At 53.4% G+C, this 18,300-nt stretch carries 15 protein-coding genes; 6 read left to right on the top strand and 9 right to left on the bottom strand.

Translation table 11 applies throughout. The features are described 5' to 3' along the window. Positions 1 to 8 precede the first annotated feature (8 nt). The 4 genes from DUE52_RS22340 to DUE52_RS22325 all read left to right on the top strand — a co-directional run bounded on the left by DUE52_RS22340 (position 9) and on the right by DUE52_RS22325 (position 4,712). Positions 9 to 773 (top strand): N-acetylmuramoyl-L-alanine amidase family protein, encoded by a 765-nt coding sequence (locus DUE52_RS22340; RefSeq protein ID WP_114408355.1) that lies wholly within the window; start codon positions 9 to 11, stop codon positions 771 to 773. A 152-nt stretch (positions 774 to 925) separates the two neighbouring features. After that, the gene (locus tag DUE52_RS22335) at positions 926 to 1,912 is read left to right on the top strand and encodes an MlaD family protein (RefSeq protein ID WP_114408279.1); all 987 of its coding nucleotides are present in this window, start codon (positions 926 to 928) and stop codon (positions 1,910 to 1,912) included. Positions 1,913 to 2,062: 150 nt separating this feature from the next. After that, positions 2,063 to 3,688, top strand: a complete 1,626-nt coding sequence (locus tag DUE52_RS22330; RefSeq protein WP_114408354.1) for an acyl-CoA carboxylase subunit beta — start codon at positions 2,063 to 2,065, stop codon at positions 3,686 to 3,688. Positions 3,689 to 3,878: 190 nt separating this feature from the next. After that, positions 3,879 to 4,712, top strand: a complete 834-nt coding sequence (locus DUE52_RS22325; RefSeq protein WP_114408278.1) for a hypothetical protein — start codon at positions 3,879 to 3,881, stop codon at positions 4,710 to 4,712. Between the two features lie 8 nt (positions 4,713 to 4,720). On the opposite strand, the gene DUE52_RS22320 is transcribed toward DUE52_RS22325, so the two are convergent. From DUE52_RS22320 to DUE52_RS22280, 9 genes are all read right to left on the bottom strand, one after another. Next, positions 4,721 to 5,884: a sensor histidine kinase gene (locus DUE52_RS22320; protein ID WP_114408277.1), complete on the bottom strand. Its 1,164-nt coding sequence runs from the start codon at positions 5,882 to 5,884 to the stop codon at positions 4,721 to 4,723. A 201-nt stretch (positions 5,885 to 6,085) separates the two neighbouring features. Further along, the gene (locus tag DUE52_RS22315; protein WP_133299913.1) at positions 6,086 to 6,523 is read right to left on the bottom strand and encodes a hypothetical protein; all 438 of its coding nucleotides are present in this window, start codon (positions 6,521 to 6,523) and stop codon (positions 6,086 to 6,088) included. 21 nt (positions 6,524 to 6,544) lie between these two features. Next, on the bottom strand, positions 6,545 to 6,979 hold the full coding sequence (locus DUE52_RS22310; protein WP_114408275.1) for an ester cyclase: 435 nt from the start codon (positions 6,977 to 6,979) through the stop codon (positions 6,545 to 6,547). An 89-nt stretch (positions 6,980 to 7,068) separates the two neighbouring features. Further along, positions 7,069 to 7,635 carry a Crp/Fnr family transcriptional regulator gene (locus DUE52_RS22305; protein ID WP_114408274.1) on the bottom strand — a complete coding sequence of 189 codons (567 nt, stop codon included), beginning with the start codon at positions 7,633 to 7,635 and terminating at the stop codon, positions 7,069 to 7,071. A 20-nt stretch (positions 7,636 to 7,655) separates the two neighbouring features. Further along, positions 7,656 to 9,119: a sulfatase family protein gene (locus tag DUE52_RS22300; protein ID WP_114408273.1), complete on the bottom strand. Its 1,464-nt coding sequence runs from the start codon at positions 9,117 to 9,119 to the stop codon at positions 7,656 to 7,658. A 44-nt stretch (positions 9,120 to 9,163) separates the two neighbouring features. Further along, entirely contained in the window at positions 9,164 to 9,673 is a 510-nt protein-coding gene (locus tag DUE52_RS22295; RefSeq protein ID WP_114408272.1) for a GNAT family N-acetyltransferase, read from the bottom strand. 77 nt (positions 9,674 to 9,750) lie between these two features. Further along, positions 9,751 to 11,037 carry an O-antigen ligase family protein gene (locus tag DUE52_RS22290; protein ID WP_114408271.1) on the bottom strand — a complete coding sequence of 429 codons (1,287 nt, stop codon included), beginning with the start codon at positions 11,035 to 11,037 and terminating at the stop codon, positions 9,751 to 9,753. Between the two features lie 314 nt (positions 11,038 to 11,351). Further along, positions 11,352 to 14,903 carry an ABC transporter permease/M1 family aminopeptidase gene (locus DUE52_RS22285; protein ID WP_114408270.1) on the bottom strand — a complete coding sequence of 1,184 codons (3,552 nt, stop codon included), beginning with the start codon at positions 14,901 to 14,903 and terminating at the stop codon, positions 11,352 to 11,354. Then, complete coding sequence (locus DUE52_RS22280; RefSeq protein WP_114408269.1) at positions 14,897 to 15,787, bottom strand: ABC transporter ATP-binding protein; 891 nt, start codon at positions 15,785 to 15,787, stop codon at positions 14,897 to 14,899. The genes DUE52_RS22285 and DUE52_RS22280 overlap by 7 nt, the downstream gene beginning before the upstream one ends. A 204-nt stretch (positions 15,788 to 15,991) precedes the next feature. On the opposite strand from DUE52_RS22280, the gene DUE52_RS22275 reads away from it, so the two are divergent. Continuing rightward, positions 15,992 to 17,491, top strand: coding sequence for a sensor histidine kinase (locus DUE52_RS22275; protein WP_114408268.1), 1,500 nt, complete (start codon positions 15,992 to 15,994; stop codon positions 17,489 to 17,491). Further along, on the top strand, positions 17,488 to 18,204 hold the full coding sequence (locus tag DUE52_RS22270; protein WP_114408267.1) for a LytR/AlgR family response regulator transcription factor: 717 nt from the start codon (positions 17,488 to 17,490) through the stop codon (positions 18,202 to 18,204). The genes DUE52_RS22275 and DUE52_RS22270 overlap by 4 nt, the downstream gene beginning before the upstream one ends. Positions 18,205 to 18,300 lie beyond the last annotated feature (96 nt).

Here is an 18,300-nt window from a genome sequence, read left to right as displayed (position 1 = left end):
TGCCCGGCATGATCCCGGTTTTACCGCAGGATAATCCAAAACAGGAACAGGCGGAGGCCCGGCCCGGTCGGCTACGAACGGTCGTTCTCGACCCCGGCCACGGCGGCAAAGACCCCGGCACCATGACCAAACGCAACCGCGAATCGCGGATTGTGTTGAAAATTGCGCTGGAACTGGGTCGGCGAATCAAGGAGGAACTGCCGGATGTCAAAGTGATTTACACCCGCTCAACGGATGTGTTCATTGAACTGAACGAACGCTCGGCCATTGCCAACCGCAACAAAGCCGACCTCTTTATCTCGATCCACGTCAATGCCAGTCCATCGTCCAGCCGCGTCAACGGAACCGAAACCTACACGATGGGGCTGCACAAAACCACTGGAAATCTGGACGTTGCCAAACGCGAGAACGCGGTTATTTTGAAAGAAAGCAATTACAAGGAAAACTACCAGGGTTTCGATCCGGACTCACCACTGGCCCACATCATGCTGGCCAATTACCAGCACGCGTTCATGAACAGCAGCGTCGATTTTGCCCAGAAAGTGGAGTGGAGTTTCAAGAAAAATGCCGAACGACCCAGCCGGGGCGTCAAGCAGGCGGGTTTCATTGTTTTGTGGCGAACCACGATGCCCAGTGTGCTGGTTGAAACCGGTTACATCACCAATCCGGACGAAGAACGGTATTTGGCTTCCGCAGAAGGGCAGGAAGAAATGGCAAATGCCATTTTCCGGGCTTTTAAGGCGTATAAAGACGAAGTAGATGCAGTAGAGTAAGCAAGTTGTTGTTAACTTCGCAACGGTTTTTATTATTGGATGGATGAATGGTTAAATGGTTTTTATGGTTAAATGGTTATTTAATTATCCAACCATTTTATCCATTTAACCCTTGTTAACCATCTGACCATTCATCCTTTCACACGCCACGCATGAAAATTTCAAAAGAAGCAAAGGTGGGCCTCCTGGCAGTGGTAACATTGGCAGTGCTTTATTTCGGATTCAATTACCTCAAAGGTGCCGATATCTTTTCCCGATCGAATAAATACGTAGTCGTTTATGATAATGTCGATGGGCTGACGCCCTCAAATCCGGTGCAACTCAATGGCCTGAATGTCGGGCGGGTGGATCGGATCGATATTCTGCAGCAGCAGGGCAACCGTTTGCTGGTTACGCTGGACATCGACAAACGGATTCAGGTCGGCAAAGGCTCCAAAGCCATTCTGGCCGATGCCGGGGTGCTGGGCGGCAAACTCATCATCCTGCAAATCAACCAGTCGGCGGGTGAGCTGGCCAAAGGCGATACGCTGGTCAGCGGGAAAGAAGCGGGTCTGACGGCCTTGATCAAAGAGAAAACCCTGCCGGTCTTGAATACCGTCGATTCGCTGACCATCAACCTGAACCGGATCGTCAAGCAGTTCGACCGCACGGGTCTGGTGCTGACCCGGACGCTGGAAGGCGTGGAAGCAACCACCGGAACCCTGCAACTCACCATCGGCGAAAACCGCGAAGGCATTAAGCGGCTGATGACCAATCTCGGCACCCTGTCGGCGTCGCTCGCCGAAACCGAGAAAGAAATCAAACCGCTGCTATCGAAAGCCAGTACCTTTGCCGATTCGCTCAACGCCCTGAAACTGAGCCAGACGCTGGCCAGCGCCAACCAATCCATCGCAACCCTGCAACAGATGCTGGCCGACATCAACAGCGGGAAAGGCACGCTGGGCAAGCTGAAAGGCGACGAGGCCCTGTATAAAAACGTCAACAACGCCACCGCCAGTCTGGACAAACTGCTGACCGATTTCCGCGAGCATCCGAAGCGGTACGTGCATTTTTCGCTGTTCGGCAAGAAGGAAAAGGCGGTAACCACACCGGCGCAGAGCGCCACCATCGTGGTGCCGGTTTCGGATTCGATTAAGTAACACCTGTAAGTTTTTTTTAACCTTGCAGGTGTTAGCCTTATGTAGAAAAAAGCGGCAAAGGTTGCATCACAGACCTGAGCTAGAAAACGGTAAAAAGCGACACCTGCAAGGTTAAAAAAAAACTTACAGGTGTTTAACCGCCTGACGACGATGACTCCGCTTCTGGAAGAATTAAACCGCAAGTCTACCCAAACCCAACTCGGCGGTGGCCCGAAAAAAATTGAAGACCAGCACCGCAAAGGCAAGCTCACCGCCCGAGAACGTATTGATTATCTGATCGATACGGATTCGTCTTTCATTGAAATCGGACTATTTGTCGGGGATGGGATGTACGCCGATCACGGCGGTTGCCCGTCGGGGGGCGTGGTGGTCGGTCTGGGCTATGTGTCGGGAAGGCAGTGCGTCATTGTGGCGAATGATGCGACGGTGAAAGCCGGGGCCTGGTTTCCGATTACGGCCAAAAAGAACCTCCGGGCGCAGGAAATTGCGATGGAAAACCGCCTGCCCATCATTTACCTGGTCGATAGTGCGGGCGTTTATTTGCCACTTCAGGACGAAGTTTTTGCCGATAAAGAACATTTCGGACGTATTTTTCGCAACAATGCCCAGATGTCGGCAATGGGAATTGTCCAGATTGCGGCCATTATGGGCAGTTGTGTGGCCGGCGGAGCGTATTTGCCGATCATGTCGGACGAAGCCCTGATTGTGGAAGGCACCGGATCGATTTTTCTGGCCGGCCCGTATCTGGTCAAGGCGTCGGTGGGCGAGGAGGTCGATGCCGAAACCCTCGGCGGAGCCAGCACCCACAGCGAGATTTCGGGTGTGACTGACAACAAATACCCCGACGAAAAAAGCTGTCTGGACGCCATCCGGCGAAGTTTTGATAAATTAGGAGAACCTGAAAAGGCCGGTTTTAGCTACGCCGAGCCGGTTTTGCCCGCCAAAAATCCGCAGGAACTATACGACCTGATTCCGGTCGATCGCGTCAAACCGTACGACATGCGTGAGGTGATTGCCCGGCTGGTGGATAAGTCCGAATTTGATGAATACAAGGAACTGTATGGCCAGACCATCCTCTGCGGCTACGCGCGGATCGACGGCTGGGCGGTCGGCATTGTGGCCAACCAGCGGAAAGTCGTGAAGGCAAAAGGCCGGACGGGGGCGGGGGGCGCTTCCGGGCCGGGCGAAATGCAGATGGGCGGAGTCATTTATTCCGACTCAGCCGACAAAGCGGCCCGGTTTATCATGAACTGCAACCAGAAAAAAATACCGCTGGTGTTTTTGCAGGACGTCACCGGTTTTATGGTCGGGAGCCGCTCGGAGCAAGGCGGTATTATCAAGGACGGCGCCAAGATGGTCAACGCGATGGCGAACTCAGTGGTGCCGAAGTTCACGGTGATTGTGGGAAATTCCTACGGCGCGGGCAACTACGCCATGTGCGGCAAAGCCTACGACCCGCGGCTGATTGTGGCCTGGCCCACGGCGCAGATGGCGGTGATGAGCGGAGCCTCGGCGGCCAAAACGCTTTTGCAGATTCAGGTGGCGTCGCTCAAAGCCAAAGGCGAAACCATCACGTCGGAGAAGGAACAGGAGTTGTTGCAAAAAATCACGAACCAATACAACGAACAGCTTTCGCCCTATTTCGCGGCTTCGCGGCTCTGGGTCGATGCCGTGATCGATCCGCTCGACACCCGCACCTGGCTTTCAATGGGCATCGAAGCCGCCAACCACGCGCCGATCACGAAGGCGTTTAATGTGGGCGTTATTCAGACGTAGGCCTACTAACCATGGGATTTCGTTGTTCTATTCAATCCTTTTTTCTGCGGCTTCAATGCCCCTAATTAGCCGTTGATGACAAAACCGTCTGGAGAAACGCGCTCCTGAGGCTAGTTTTGCAGCGATTTATCAGCCACTCCGCCGGTCAGTAAGCGGAGCGCGCTGTCATCGTAACGCTCCACCACCAGCCATGATCACTTCCGCCTTGCAGAAAAACCGCCCGTGGTTTTTGCTATTGGGTTTCCTCGTTTTGATGAACCTGAGCGCCTGTTCGCCTGATTCCACGCTTTCGCAGGAACCGGAACCGACCGCCCTTCGACTGCAAAAAATCACGGCGGGCGAAAAGAACTTTCAGCAATATCACTACAACTCTGCCGGTCTTTTAGCCAAATTTCAATCGAACTGGGCGTATACTGACAGCACGGTAGCGATCCTGAATGCAGAGCTGGAATACGATGCTGAAAACCGCCTGAGTCGCATCATCAGCAATGGAAGCCTGTCGGTGAAGTTTTACTACGAAGGGAAATTGCTCGACAAAACCGAAGAATACGATCATCGGAACCGGCTGGTGGTTTCGCATTTTTACCTTTTTGGCGCGGAAGGCCGGCTGGTCGAACTGCTCGATCAGATTCACGATACCGACAACGATACTTTTGAAACCGCTACGTTTATCAAATACCGGTATGAATATGACAGCCGGGGAAACGTGACGCAGACCCAATCGTTCATCCGAAAACCGGGCAGTGCGTCTTTTAAAGCCTGGGAAACGGTTTTGTATGAAGGCTATGACGAAAAGAAAAATCCGCATCGTCCGCTTGTTCAGTATCCCTATCTATCGCAGGAGCGGACGATGGTCAACAATCCGGGAAAAATTACCGTTAAACGGGCGGAAGATCAGTCGGTTATCTCGGTGCTGACCCTGACGTATCAGTACAATAAACAGGGCTATCCGACGCATAAAACCCAGCAGATGACGACAACGAAGCCGTTTCCGGTCAGTACGGTTTATTATCACTACGAGTAGAGAGTGCGTCAATTAAGCGACTGCAGGGAATCGGTCTGGACAAAGTGGTGAAGCATTTTGATCACTTTCGGAATGGTGAAATAAAACGTCGTTCCCTGGCCTACGGTGCTGTCAATCCAGATTTGCCCCCCGTAAATGTCGATCACTTTTTTGCAGGTAGCGAGCCCGATGCCGGTACCGGAATACTGATTGCGCCCGTGAAGCCGCTGGAAAATCTGGAACACCCGCTCGAAATACTGGCGTTCGATGCCAATGCCGTTGTCACGAATGGCAAAGCGATACTGGTGGCCCTCATCCGTCACCTGGATGCTGACCCGGGGAGCCACGTCGGGTCGGCGGTATTTGAGGGCGTTTGAAACCAGGTTTTGAAACAACTGTTTCAGGTCGGTGCGATGCCCCATAATTGTGGGCAGCGTGCCCAGATCCACCACGGCCCCCGTGGCCTGAATTTCGGCTTGCTGTTCCTCCAGAATTTCATTGACCAGTTCCTGCAGATCGACCTGCCGTAGCGCAACTTCACTGCCAACGCGCGAGAAATCCAGCAGATCGTTGATCAGGTTGCGCATGCGCTCGGCCGCAGCCGTCGACACCCCAATGAGTCGCCGGGCATCCGGATCAAGCTGATCGCCGTGTTTGTTTTCGAGCAGCGACAGGTAGTTGGCGATCGTTTTCAGGGGCGATTGCAGATCGTGCGACGCGATGTAGGCAAACTGTTGCAGTTCCTGATTGGAGCGCGTCAGTTCCTGCATGGCCAGTTGGCGGTAAGACAGTTCGCGGTCGTATTCTTTCGATGTGCGCAGCCCGACTGCTTCGTTGAAATACCGGATCAGGGCAACGACCGTTGCCACCGACACCACCGCCGTCAGAAAACGGATCAGGGCGTTGATGCGGTAGGCCGGAATCCAGAACATGGCGGCATCAATCAGGTGTGTAAGGCCACAAAACAGAATGAAGGCACCAAAAAGCCAGAAAACACCGGCCAGGGGTACCCCTTTTTTGATAAAAATGAAGCGAACCAGAATGAGCGGAATCGCCATGTAGGCCAGCCAGATGGTCAGGTCGGAAAGAATATACAGCCAGCCATGAAAATCGGTCCAGGTACCGCAATACCAGCGGGGCGGCCAGTCGCTGGTATCGGCGAGCCGTTGGAAAAAATCAAATACTTGCTGCATCGTGCAAAACGGGTCAACAGCGCGGGCTCGGAGTTTGCCAGTCACCTGGTAGAGCGGACTGAATCAAACACACTGCCCGGCTATAGAACCACTACTGAAAATGGGGGATTTTGTTGTTAAACTTACTGGAAAGTGCGCTTAATTTGTTACAGAAGGCTATTTTTTTTCGCTGATGAATCGCGTTGCGGTTTGGGTAACTGGTTAGCTACCAGCCAACTGCTCGCTCCCGATTTGTTGACGGATCTCATCCGGGTGCTGGGTTCCGACGAGTAACGTCCGCTTTTTTCCTTTCAATTTGATGTCGATGCCCCAATTGCCGGAAACCGTATGGGCGGTTCCGTTCCAGGAAAAACGAATGCCCCACCCGCCGAATTCGCCGAGAGCCGAATAGCTGCGGACAGTAGCTTGTTCTATCTGACTCCATTTAATCACCCGGTAGGCTGACTGAAACGGAAACCATCGGTAGGCAATTCCTTCCTGATCGATCCGGGTTTCCAGCCGCAGGAACCAGAACAAACCCATAACCACCGCCATGATGCCCACACTAATGGGTTGCCAGCGATAAATGACCAGGGCCAGGCTTCCGAGCAGCAGCACCCAGAGCCAGGGTTGACGAAAGTGTTGTGTTTCTTTGTACATGGCAGACGTTTTCCCCAGCATTCACACCTGGATTTTGCAGCCGTGGGTGCTGTTTCTCAGTTGATTTTCCAGTGAATTTCCGTCGAGTAAGGCCCAATGTTCCCGGATTTTTCCGTCGCTTACTTTAAAACACCGATAGCCCACCACGGAGGCTTCCGCCCCCATGGGTTCGATGCCGCGCCAGACGCCAATCTGGCGCACCTGCATGGTGAATTTGATCATGACGGTATCGCCCTCGGTTACCTGCTCTTCAATGCCGGTTTGGTGTTCGAATGCCGCGCTGGTGGCCTGAATCCATTGTTTCAATCCCTGCTGGTTGGCCGGGAACGACGCCGGCAGCGAGTGATCGATAAATTCCGGATGAAGATAATCATCAAGCGTTTCAAAGCGGTTTTTATTCCAGATGTTTTCGATAAAATCAGCAATAATCGTGCGCGTACTGGTTGGAGTATCCATGTGGTTTTGATTGATAAAGAATAGAAAACGGCAAAATTCGCCGGATCTTCTTGAATCAACCTGTGACGAAAATCACAAAATGAAAACCCTTACCGGTTTTTTCGGATTCGGCTGACCGTTTCCCGGGCCATGCCCAAATAGGAGGAAAGCTGCGACAGCGAAACCCGTTGCAGCAACTGCGGGAAATGGCGAACCACGTAGGCGTATCGTTCGGTTAGGGAGTGGATCCGGAACAGGTTGGCGTGGTCTTCCTGATCGACCAGCATCTGCTCCAGCAAATTCCGTCCGAATGATTCGATCTCGGCCGACTGGCGGTATAACTCCAGCAGGGTTTCTTTCGCAAACTCCCAAACGACGGCAGCTTCACCCGCCTGAATCCAGCAGGCCGAAGGAACGCCCGAACGCAGGCTTTTCAAATCCGTCACAAATTCGTTTTCGAACGAAAACCGGGTGTTGATTTCTTTGCCGTCTTTGTTGTAAAACGTTCGCAGATACCCTTTTTCAACGTACCAGATCGTTTTACAAACCTGGCCTTCCGACAGCAAAACCTGACCTTTTGCCAGCGGTTTTTGCCGGGTGGCGTGGAGCAATAAATCGGACGCGTCCCGCGAGAGTTCCGCAATCGATTGAATACCCGCTTCGAGGCTACTGGTCATGGGTTTCTGGTTTAGCAGGATCACTCAAACTCCCATTTACTCACCCACAAATCCTTCGTCTGCTGCTGAAACCGTTTGAGCTTTTCCTGCATCCGTTTCAAAGTCGCCCGGTGTTTGGGATCATTGGCCAGATTACGGACTTCGTTAGGATCGGTTTGCAGATCATACAACTCGAAACGCGGGCGATTCAGATACGCGGTCACGGTCCGTTTACCGTATACAGTACGACCGGTTTTGCGCACATCCTGCCACGTAAACGAATGGTACAGATCGAGCGCCATCGGAAAGGGCAGCGCATGGGCGAGGTTGAAAATCAGCTTGTAGCGTCGTTCGCGCAAGACGCGCATCGGATAATACATCGTCACCTCGTGCAGTGAATGTGACGCGTAAACTTCATCCCAGCCCGTCACCTTTTCCTGTTCCACGATCGCTTTGAAACTCCGGCCCTGGCTGTAAACCGTGTCTGACAACGCGCCCGCAAAATCCAGCAGGGTGGGCGTTAGATCGACCCACGAAACCATCGCATCCTGCACAAATCCGGGTTTTTGCGGTTTCGGCAGTTTGACAATGAGCGGCAGTTTCATCCCCGGTTCGTATAAAGTCGTTTTTGATCCGGGGAACGGTGCGCCATTGTCCGATAAGTACACGATCAGCGTGTTGTCATACTGCCCGGTTTCTTTCAACAGCGCCACCAAGCGTTCTACGCCCTGATCCAGTCGGCTGATCGACTCGTAGTATTGCGCCAACTCCATCCGGGACGCCCGCGTATCCGGCAGGTAAGGCGGTACCTGAACCTGAAAAGGCTGGTAAAAAACGTCGTGAACCTGGGGATAACCGCCCGGCCGGTTGCCAAACCGATTGGCTTGATCACTTTTAAAAACCGGTGAACCACCTGCTGACACGGCGTTGCTCCGGTGCGGATCGTCGGTGGCAAAGTAGAGAAAAAACGGTTTTTCGTCGGATTCGGAGAAGAGCGAATAACACAAATCGGCCATCGACACCGGACTGCGGCCAATCGACACCGGGTCGTTGACGCCACCGCCCTTCAGCACCTGCTGAAAATGATAGGTTCGCTCGGGAGCCACGTGAAATTTGCCGATTCGGGCCGTTCGATATCCGGCTTTTTCGAGCAGAACCGGCAGCGTTCGGACCGTGTCGAAGGAACTGAAATGGTGTTCCCGGTGCTCCAGACCGTACATGCCGTTGGCGTGGTTGTGAAGCCCCGTCAGCAACACCGACCGGCTCGGGCTGCAACTGGCCGTGGTGCAGAAGGCGTTTGTAAACCGGGTGCCTTCGGCAGCTAGCCGATCGATGTGGGGCGTTTTGATGACCGGATTGCCGTAACAACCCACGGCTTCACGTCCGTGATCGTCGGCCACAATCACAACGATGTTGGGCCGGGAATCTTTCCGGTGGGTAGTGGGCCGAAAAGCGGTGATCGCTACCAGCAAAAGCAGCGTCAGGGCGAACAGGAGTCGTACCATCGTTCACTTTTTACCGTAAAAATAGGGGATTTAAGGGGCAAATTTCAGGAAAGATTCAACCGCTTTTCATAACAGTAAAACCGCAAACCAGGCCGGAACCCCAGCCCGATTTCACCGGCAAATTGATAACCGACCTTCGGAAAAAGCCGCTGCGTGGCTTCATTTTGGGTGTTCGTATCGATTCGGAGTATGTCGATGCCGCGTTGGCGGGCCACTTCGTCAGCCTGCGCCAGCAGCAGAGCGGCAATGCCCCGGCCCCGAACGTCGGGATCGACCGCCAGGCGATGTACGACAATGGCCGTTTCGCTCAAATCCCAGCCGACCTTCGCATATTCCGGCTCCTGATCCGTGGTGATGGCGGCTACACCGACCGGTTTTCCGTCCAGTTCCGCGACCCAAAGCTGGTTCAGCGCAATGTCTTTTTCGAAAACCGCAGCGTTTGGATACTGGTCGTCCCACTGAAAATTACCGGTAGCCTGCATCAGTGGAACTACGCGCCGGACCAGGTGAAGTAAAGCCGGAATGTCGTTTAAAGTCGCCGGGCGTACGGTCATTGGGTATTGATTCTGATCGTTTAAAAACCGGGGTAAAATACGGAAGTTTTTGGCTATTAACCGCCGTTACGGCGATTTTATCCAATTTCGTGCAGGACTTTCTCCGGCCGGGTTCTGGTTTTGACGATTTCCGGCTCTACCGGATTTGGAGGCAGTTTCATCCCGGTCAGGAAAAATAGAGACGTAAAGAAGGAGTAAAAAACCACCCCGTGTTGTTGCGACCAGACATTCTCGGTGAAGAAGGTAATGGCGACAATCATCAGCAGAATGGTGTAGAGATGATCGCGCCGTCGGAATGCATTGGCAAACTGAACCCCCAGAATGACCAGCAGCAAGCCAATGCCAATCAAGCCAAACGAAAGCCATTGATTGATGTATTCATTGTGAGTATCATAGGCCACCAGCGGAATGTGCAACAGTTTTGAATACACTTCATATTGAGCCCGCAACGCCTGATCGACGTAGCCAGGACCTAACCCCGCCACCCAATGTTCTTTCAAAACGTCCAGATCGACCGATAAGATTACCTGCCGCATCTGCACCGAATTGGCATTGGGATTGTCGGTTGGCTTGGCGTTGATCAAAGCCGAAAATTCCCTGATCCGCTGGCTGCTGAACGGAATGGAAATGCAGGCAACCGACACCGAGAGAACCAGTACGGCCAGAATGGGAACAAGCCGGTATTTTTGAGTCCGGTTGATCCAGGCGTAATAGAGCAGCATAACGAACAGCGCAATGACGGGGGCTTTGGGCATCAGGGCCATCAAAAACAGGAACAACGGAAAGAGCACCGCGCCCAGTTTCCAGCCTTTCAGTTGCTGCCGGTGCTTTGGCGAAATCAACAGAATGGCGGAGGCAAAACACAGGTTGATGCCCATGTAGGTGGGGTGGAAGCTCGTGATTTTCTCAAAATAAAGCCGGTATTGAATATGGGCTTCCGGGCCGCTGATTTGCCAGCCGTATTCGAGCAGATAAAACAGATTGCCCGCCAAACAGGAAATAAAACAGGCGTATACGAAATAAATCAGTTCACCGGAAAGGATTTTGCGCGTTTGGGGCTGTAAAAAAAGAAGGGCAAACGGCGCGACAAACAGGCTGGCTTTCTGTTCAAGGTCAAAAAGGACGCCGGAGCGGTTGGCGGGGTCGGTAAACGGGACATGGAAAGCGTAGAGCAAGTAGACACTTCCCAGTAAAAAAACTCCGCCGTAGGGTCGGAAAGATCGGCTTTTATTGAAAAAAATGTCTCTGACGACCCAGAATAGAAAAATTCCCATCAGAACAAAAATCTGCAACCGGTTGGGCAGTAAAAACGCAAACATCACAATCCGGGCCAAATGCTTATCGTACGCAGTCAAGCTATTCATTCACGTTGTTTTTATTGGGGACTGCGTCATGCGGACAGTCTGGGCGACGATAACGTCACACGACCAGGCTGCTAATCAATTGTTTAGAGGGAGATTTGTCTTTGAAAAACCGGATATCCACCCCCACATGCGATCCCACTGTTTGCTATAAGACCCTGTAGACGGGGAAGTAGTTGTAATTGTTTTGCTATTCTTATCGTATAGCCCCGAAGGTTCCAGCGAAAACCGGGGTAAAAGCTTGGTCGTCAGGGCTTCTTTTCTGGTAAATTTTTCAGGACTTTTGGCCGGCTGTAGCGGTTTCCGCTGTCCGTTGGTTAGCGCAAGGGTTTTTCCTGCTGGTTGATATCAGCCACGTTATTCTGCGAATTTTCGTCCAGTGCATAGCCATACGGGTCGATTGCGACGGTTTTTGGCTTTTTGTCAACGGTCAGTTGAACGATGGAGCGCGGTTTTGTGAAGCGGTATTTTCGGCTGTAAATCGGTCGAGTTGTAGCGGCCCAAAACTCCGAAGGCTGATCAAAAACCGCGATTTCCCACACATCGTCGGACGGCAGGCTTACCGGTTTTCCATCGTTTCGATGCTCAGTTTTCGCTATATTGACTTCCACCGTGAGCGCAAACCGACCTTGGGTGACGGGTTTACAGGAAAGCACCCGAATGGACAAGGCGTTGGTGACGACCTTCCGTAAACCCTCGTCGATCAGTCGACACTGTTCTTCCGTTGCTTCCCGTTTCAGGGCCTGCACCAGATCGTCCGGTTTTGGCTTTTTCCGGGGATAGGTGTGGTCGGTGAGGAGTTGGCGCAACGCCCGGTTGAAACGCGCTTCACCGATCTGTTCCTGAATCCGGCACAGCACCAGACCGCCTTTCTGGTATCCGGCAAACGGCTGATTCTCCGTGACAACCAACGGCAGTTCCGCTTCCGACAGATTTCGGCTGGCAAAATAAAAATTCTTATCGCCCTGAAAATAAGACCTTAAAATCATTTTACCATACCGTTTTCGGAGAACGGTCGCTTCCGTGTATTTCGCCAGCGACTCCGTCAGCAACTGATCACCCGGCCCGGAAACCGGCCGAAGCTGGTGCGCCCACCACTGATGGGCAACTTCATGTACGACGGTGGCGTAGGCATAATTCACGTTTCGCGGCTCCCGAAAATCCGTCAGGAAATTGAGTTTTTCCCGGCTGAAAACCGTTCCCGGATAGGCCGTTGCCGAACCGCCATACTGCGGAATTTCCGCCAGCGTCAGGTGCCGGAACGGATACGGGCCAAAATGCTGGATGCCGTAGGCCAGCGCATCCTTCAAACCCTGCATCATGGCCGGGATATTGGCGGTTTGTCCCGGTTGATACAGAATGCGTAAGGTCACCCCTTTATAAACGTCTGTTTTTTCCACATACCGGGCCGAACTCAGCGCAAACATGAACGGCACCGGGTGGCTTGATTTATAGGAAAAAAAACGTCGGTCGCCCTGAAGCCACGATTTTTGCAGTGTCCCCACCGTGGCAATCTGTTGGTCGGCAGCCGTTGAAATCGTGGTTTCCAGATCGATCAGGTGGTAGTGGTCCGAAGGGTTCTCAACGGTTTGCCGACCCAAGCCTGCTGCCCGGCGAACGGTTTCATCGTCGGATTCCAGCCGGGCGTTGTAGCCGAAAAACGGCACGTACTTCTCCAGTTCGATGTAGGAACCATTTTCGACCACTGAGTTTTCACTGTTGAACGGCATAAAACCGGACCGCAAAACCGCCATCGAGAAGTGCAGCAAAGTGGTTTCGCCCGGCCGCAACGGTTTGGCCAGTTCGAACTGGTATTGGTGAAAAACCGGGTCGTAGGTTTTCTCCCGACCGCCGGGGAGCGTCAGTTGAAGGTCCGAAACTTCCGGGTCGACACCCAGCCAGATCCGCTTCAGGGGCGTTTTGGATTGATTCTGAAGCTGATAACGTCCCTTTACCCGGTATCGATGATGTTCCGGGTACAAATCCACCTGCATTTTCACGGCGGTAATCACCGGCTGGGGGCGGTTTGCAAACCGTTTGTAGGTCTGTTCGTAGCGAATTTGCCAGTTCTGCCGGGTGGTTTTGCTTTGGTACTTCCCAATCACGTTAGTCTGGTAATAAATAAACCCGCCCACCAGCAATCCGAGCAGAAACGCTCCGCCAAAAAGGATTCTTCCGGTTTTTCCGACCTGTTTTCCGACGGTTTTCAGGCGGTGCCGCGCCCGGACGTGCAGCGTAGTGGGCCAGAAGCCGACGGCCAAAACCGTGAGCAAAACCGCGCAGCAGCCCCAGTAGGCCATATACCAATCAAAAGCGGGGGCATAATGACCAAAACCGTTCATCGATGAATAATTCAGTTCGGGAACGATGGCGTACCGGAGCAGGTAATGTTCGATGCCCAGTCGGCGGCTGAAAACCAGCAGGGCCGCCACTACCAGGCTGAGGAGTAAGCCGAGGTATTTGTTCGGGCTGAGGGTTTGGATAAAAACAACCAGAACCGCAAACCACAGCAGGGGCAAACCGCTGTAATAGTAAAGCGACCCGTAAAGCAGGACAGCAGGTTCGAAATAGCCCGCCATTCCCTGAATTGTCAGCCCGATCCCGATGTTGATGCTGATGATCAGCCCAATGAGCAGGGCTAAAGCCGCCAGTTTGGCTCCGACGAAAACCAGCGGATGCGCGGGGGTGCTGGCGATTAACGCCTGCCGCTGACCCAATCGCTCCCGTCCGACCAGTTCGGCTCCCCAGAAAATAATCAGCAACAGGGCGGGCCGAATCGAGCAAAGGTATTCGACGATTACGCCCGTATCCGGATACGTCACGATGCCAAACCAGCCGTTGAGCAGGTGGTCTTTCAGGTCGATTCCGGTCAGGCAAACCCAGAGAATCAGCATCACCCAAACCGGGAAATTTCCAAAAACCGCCCTGGCTTCCGCTTTTAGTTGCGCTCCGAACGCCATTGCCGTATGCCGGAACGTGCCGGGCGTCAGGCGGTACCGGCGATACGGCATTGGCGGGCCAATGGGCGACTCCGGTTTGGTTTTTCGGGAACGAACCGGTTTGGTTTCGCCGAACGAAAACCAGCGATAACTGACCGCCAGCACCAGCAGGGCCAGTCCGCTCCACACCAGGCGGTTGATCCCGAACAAACCGTTGACGGGAAAAAGCTGATGATTTCGCTGCTCGACGGTCCAGAAACGGGTTTCCTGAAAAAATGGCGCCAGTCCAAACGGGTCCATCAGAAACGGCAGCAAACTACTTGAATCCGCGCGGGGTGCCGAACCCGCCATCAGGGGCGAATTGCCCAGAACCGAGCCTAGCAGATACAGCACGTAAATCAACACGCCGGTGGTATAAACCGCCCGTGGACTCCGGCTCAGCAGGGCCGTGCTAAAAATGAGACTGATCGAAAAGAAGAGATTCGGCACCCCGAACACCAGCATTGGCCAGGCGTAAAAAGCCAGATGAACCGGTCCGCGCCGGGCTGAATCGCTCAGAAAAGAACCGACGAAGAGGCCCAGAACCGCCAGCCCCAGCAGGCTGAAAACCGCCAGAAACAAACCCGAAAACCGGGACGTAAAGTAAGAAAACCGCCGGACGGAACTCGTGGCAACGAGCGCGTCCATCCGGTAGGTGGTATCGCGCAACACCACATTGGCGCACAGCAACGTGCTGACCAGAATCGAAAATAGCGAAAGCAACGCCACCAGGGCATTGACGACGTAGGGGGCGTTGGTAAATACCGCGTCGCCCCCGAAACCGCCCCGCACGGCGATGAGTCCAAACAGAAAGAACAACCCGGCTGCGGCCCGGAACGAGAGCTGGCGGCTGTGATACCAACCTTCGAAGCGAAGTAAGCGGTTTAGCATACGGTTTCCTGTTTGGTCTCCGGGAGAACCGAAAAATATACTTCTTCCAGACTGGGCGAAACCGGTTCGAAACCAGCCTCAGGGCATTCGTCGGCCAGCACCAGCACCTGACGTTTCCCCGAAAACCGGCGGGTCGACAAAACCGTGTAGGCCGCCTGATACTGTGGCAGCGTGTCGTTCGGGATGGTTTTGCCCCAGACCCGGCCTTGCAGTGTGCTGGTGAGGTGGGCCGGACTGCCCTGCGCAATGATTTTTCCCGATGCCAGGATCGCCAGTTGCGGACACAGTTCGTAAACATCTTCCACGATGTGCGTCGACAGAATCACCACCACCTCTTCGCCGATTTCGCTCAGCAGATCGTGAAAATGGTTCCGCTCTTTGGGATCGAGACCCGCCGTTGGTTCGTCCACGATGATGAGTTGCGGATTTCCCAGCAGTGCCTGCGCAATGCCGAACCGTTGCAGCATTCCGCCCGAAAACGTGCTGACGGCCTGTTTCCGAACCGTGTAGAGATTGGTTTGCTGCAAGAGCGCATCGACCTGTTCACGCCGGTCGCGCTGGTTCAGCAGTCCTTTCAAAATGGCCAGGTGATGCAGGAGTTTGCTCGCCGACACGTTGGGATACACGCCGAAATCCTGCGGGAGGTAGCCCAACTGACTCCGCAAGCGCTGCGGATGCTGGTGAATATCGACGCCATCGAAGAAAACCGTACCGCTGTCGGGTTGCTGGAGGGTTGCGAGCGTTCGCATAAGGGACGATTTGCCCGCGCCGTTCGGACCCAGCAGGCCAAACAAACCGTTGGGAATGGTGAGCGAAACCGCGTCCAGTGCTTTCACGCCGTTGGCGTATTGTTTGCTGAGTTGGTTGATTTGTAAGCGACTCATACCAAGTTGGTTCGTAACGAAAGAGAGCCGAAAAGTAGTGGAGATCTACGTCAATGAACGGTTTACATGAGCAACGCAGCCGGTTTCGTGACGAACGATGCGTACAGCCGGATTTTAGCATTCCGGCGACGTTCGTCACCGGCTTCGATCCGTTCGTCATTTTGATTTGGGGTTTCCATCTCAACCTGCTTTCTTGATCTTCCCATGACCACGAATACCGTAGTTTACCCACCCGAACGGCTGCTTCGATACCTGGAGATCGGGCTTTTTCTAGGGATGGCCAGTGCTTTGAGCATCGCCAATACCCTGACCAACCGACCGACCACCTGGCTGACCTATTGCCAATCCGTGCTGACCGTCAGTGTATTACTTCTGCCGGTTCTGGTATTCTCGGGGAAGAAACTGCACTGGAAACAGCACCAGCCTCGCCGACGGTATCTGCAACGGTGGCTGGCCTGTTTCGCATTTTACCTCCCGCTCAGTACGGCGGTTTTTGTCTATTTCGCCCCGTTTGGCTTACCCGATTCGTTGTTCATTCTGGCCGCTTTCTACGCGCTTCTGCTCGAGTTGCTGCTGGAAAGTGCGGCCTACCTGCAAAAACAGTTCCGGCGGCTTCAGTGGCTGCAAAAATTCGGTCTGGAAGAAGCCCTCATCATCAGCGTCACGCTGATTTCCATTACGCTGGCGGCCATGGCCGTTTCGAGCCTGGGTAATCCGTTGTATGACACGAAGGAGCAGTTGTTGATTGCGTTTACGCTGGATTTGGGTAAGCTATTCCAGCATTTCGGTACCTTTCTGAGCTATGCGCTACAGTTTTTGTTGATGTATTTGAGCGGTTATCTGTTTTTTTACCTCAACAGCCACTTTCTGGTTTCCCACGTTCTGAAACAGAAGGGGCTGGTGTTTTACGCCCTGAGTGTGCTGGCCACCATCGCGTTGCTGTATCCGCTAATTGCCCAGGCATTGCTGTTGTTGCCCATCAACGAGCGGCTGGGCGGTTTTTTTTCGAGTAACCCGTTTCAATTGGAAAATGCGTTTGCCGCTCTGGCGGTTATGCTGGTAAGCCTGCCCGTGGTGCTGGCGTTGCAGTGGTTCAACCAGAACGCCCGGATCGTGTCGCTGGAGAAGGAAAAAACCGAAGCCGAACTCGATTTACTGAAACAACAGCTTAACCCGCATTTCTTTTTCAATACGCTCAACAACCTCTACGCCCTGAGCCTTCAGAAATCGGAGCGGGCACCGGAAAGCATCCTGAAACTGGCCGAACTGATGCGGTATGTCATCTACAAAGGTCGGGAACGGCAGGTAACCATCCGGCAGGAAATTGACTATCTTGAAGATTATTTGTATTTGCAGCAACTCCGGCTTCAACGGCAGGCCGACATCCGGTTTGAACAGGAAATCACCGACGATCGGTTGCCCGTAGCCCCGCTGCTGCTCATTGTGCTGGTTGAAAATGCCTTCAAACATGGGATTGAACCGGCACAGGACACGGCCTTTTTGCACCTGCTGGTTCGATCCGATGCCCGGCAGTTTTTTATGCGCTGTGAAAACTCGTTTGAGCCGCCGGAAAAAAGCCAGACCGGGATTGGGTTGCAAAACCTACAAAGGCGGTTGGCGTTGCTGTATCCGGGAAAGCATACGCTGATCATTACTGCTACGGACCAGCGGTTTACGGCCGAATTAACGCTGCTATTCTCATGAAGATGCGCTGTCTGATTATTGACGATGAACCCCTGGCGCACGAAGTCATTCGGGCGTATGCGGAGGATGTGCCTTTTCTGGAGATTTGCGGGCAGTGTTACCGGGCCACGGAAGCACTCGACTTTCTGAGCTGGCACCCGATCGATCTGATTTTTCTGGACATCCGGATGCCCCGGCTCACGGGCCTTGATCTGTTAAAAACCCTGACCCGAAAACCGCTGGTAATCATTACGTCGGCCTACGAAGAGTATGCCCTGGAAAGCTTCGATCTGGATGTTTCCGATTACCTGCTGAAACCCTTCCGGTTCGATCGGTTTTTGAAAGCCGTCAATCGGGCGCTGGTTGATTTCTCCCGCCGGGAACCGGTGCCTATCCCACCTGCTTTGGTTTCTCCCGCTCCCGAGCAGATCTACATCAAGTCCGACAAAAAGCAGGTGCTGGTCAATCTGGACGAGATTTACTACCTGGAAAGTCTGGGCAATTACGTGAAAGTCTGGCGGGAAACCGGTTTTTTACTGACGCCCCGAACCCTGAGCAGTTTTGAAAGCCAGCTTCCGGCGGATGCGTTTATTCGCATTCATAAATCCTACCTGCTCAACAAACCCTATGTGCAGTTTATCGAAGGCAACACGATTGTACTCCGGAACGGGAAGCGGTTGCCGGTTGGGAAAAGCTACAGACAGGTGGTGCAGGATCTGATTGCGCCGGGTTGATTTTTTGTTACAAGGGAATGATAAATGTAAACCGGGTCGCCGGAGCGATGATGAATATTAAATGTAAAAGGAGTTGTCAATCCGGCACTTTTACAT

Source organism: Larkinella punicea, assembly GCF_003334855.1.
GTDB classification, from domain to species: Bacteria; Bacteroidota; Bacteroidia; order Cytophagales; family Spirosomataceae; genus Larkinella; species Larkinella punicea.
This window is presented reverse-complemented; position numbering and strand designations above follow the sequence as displayed.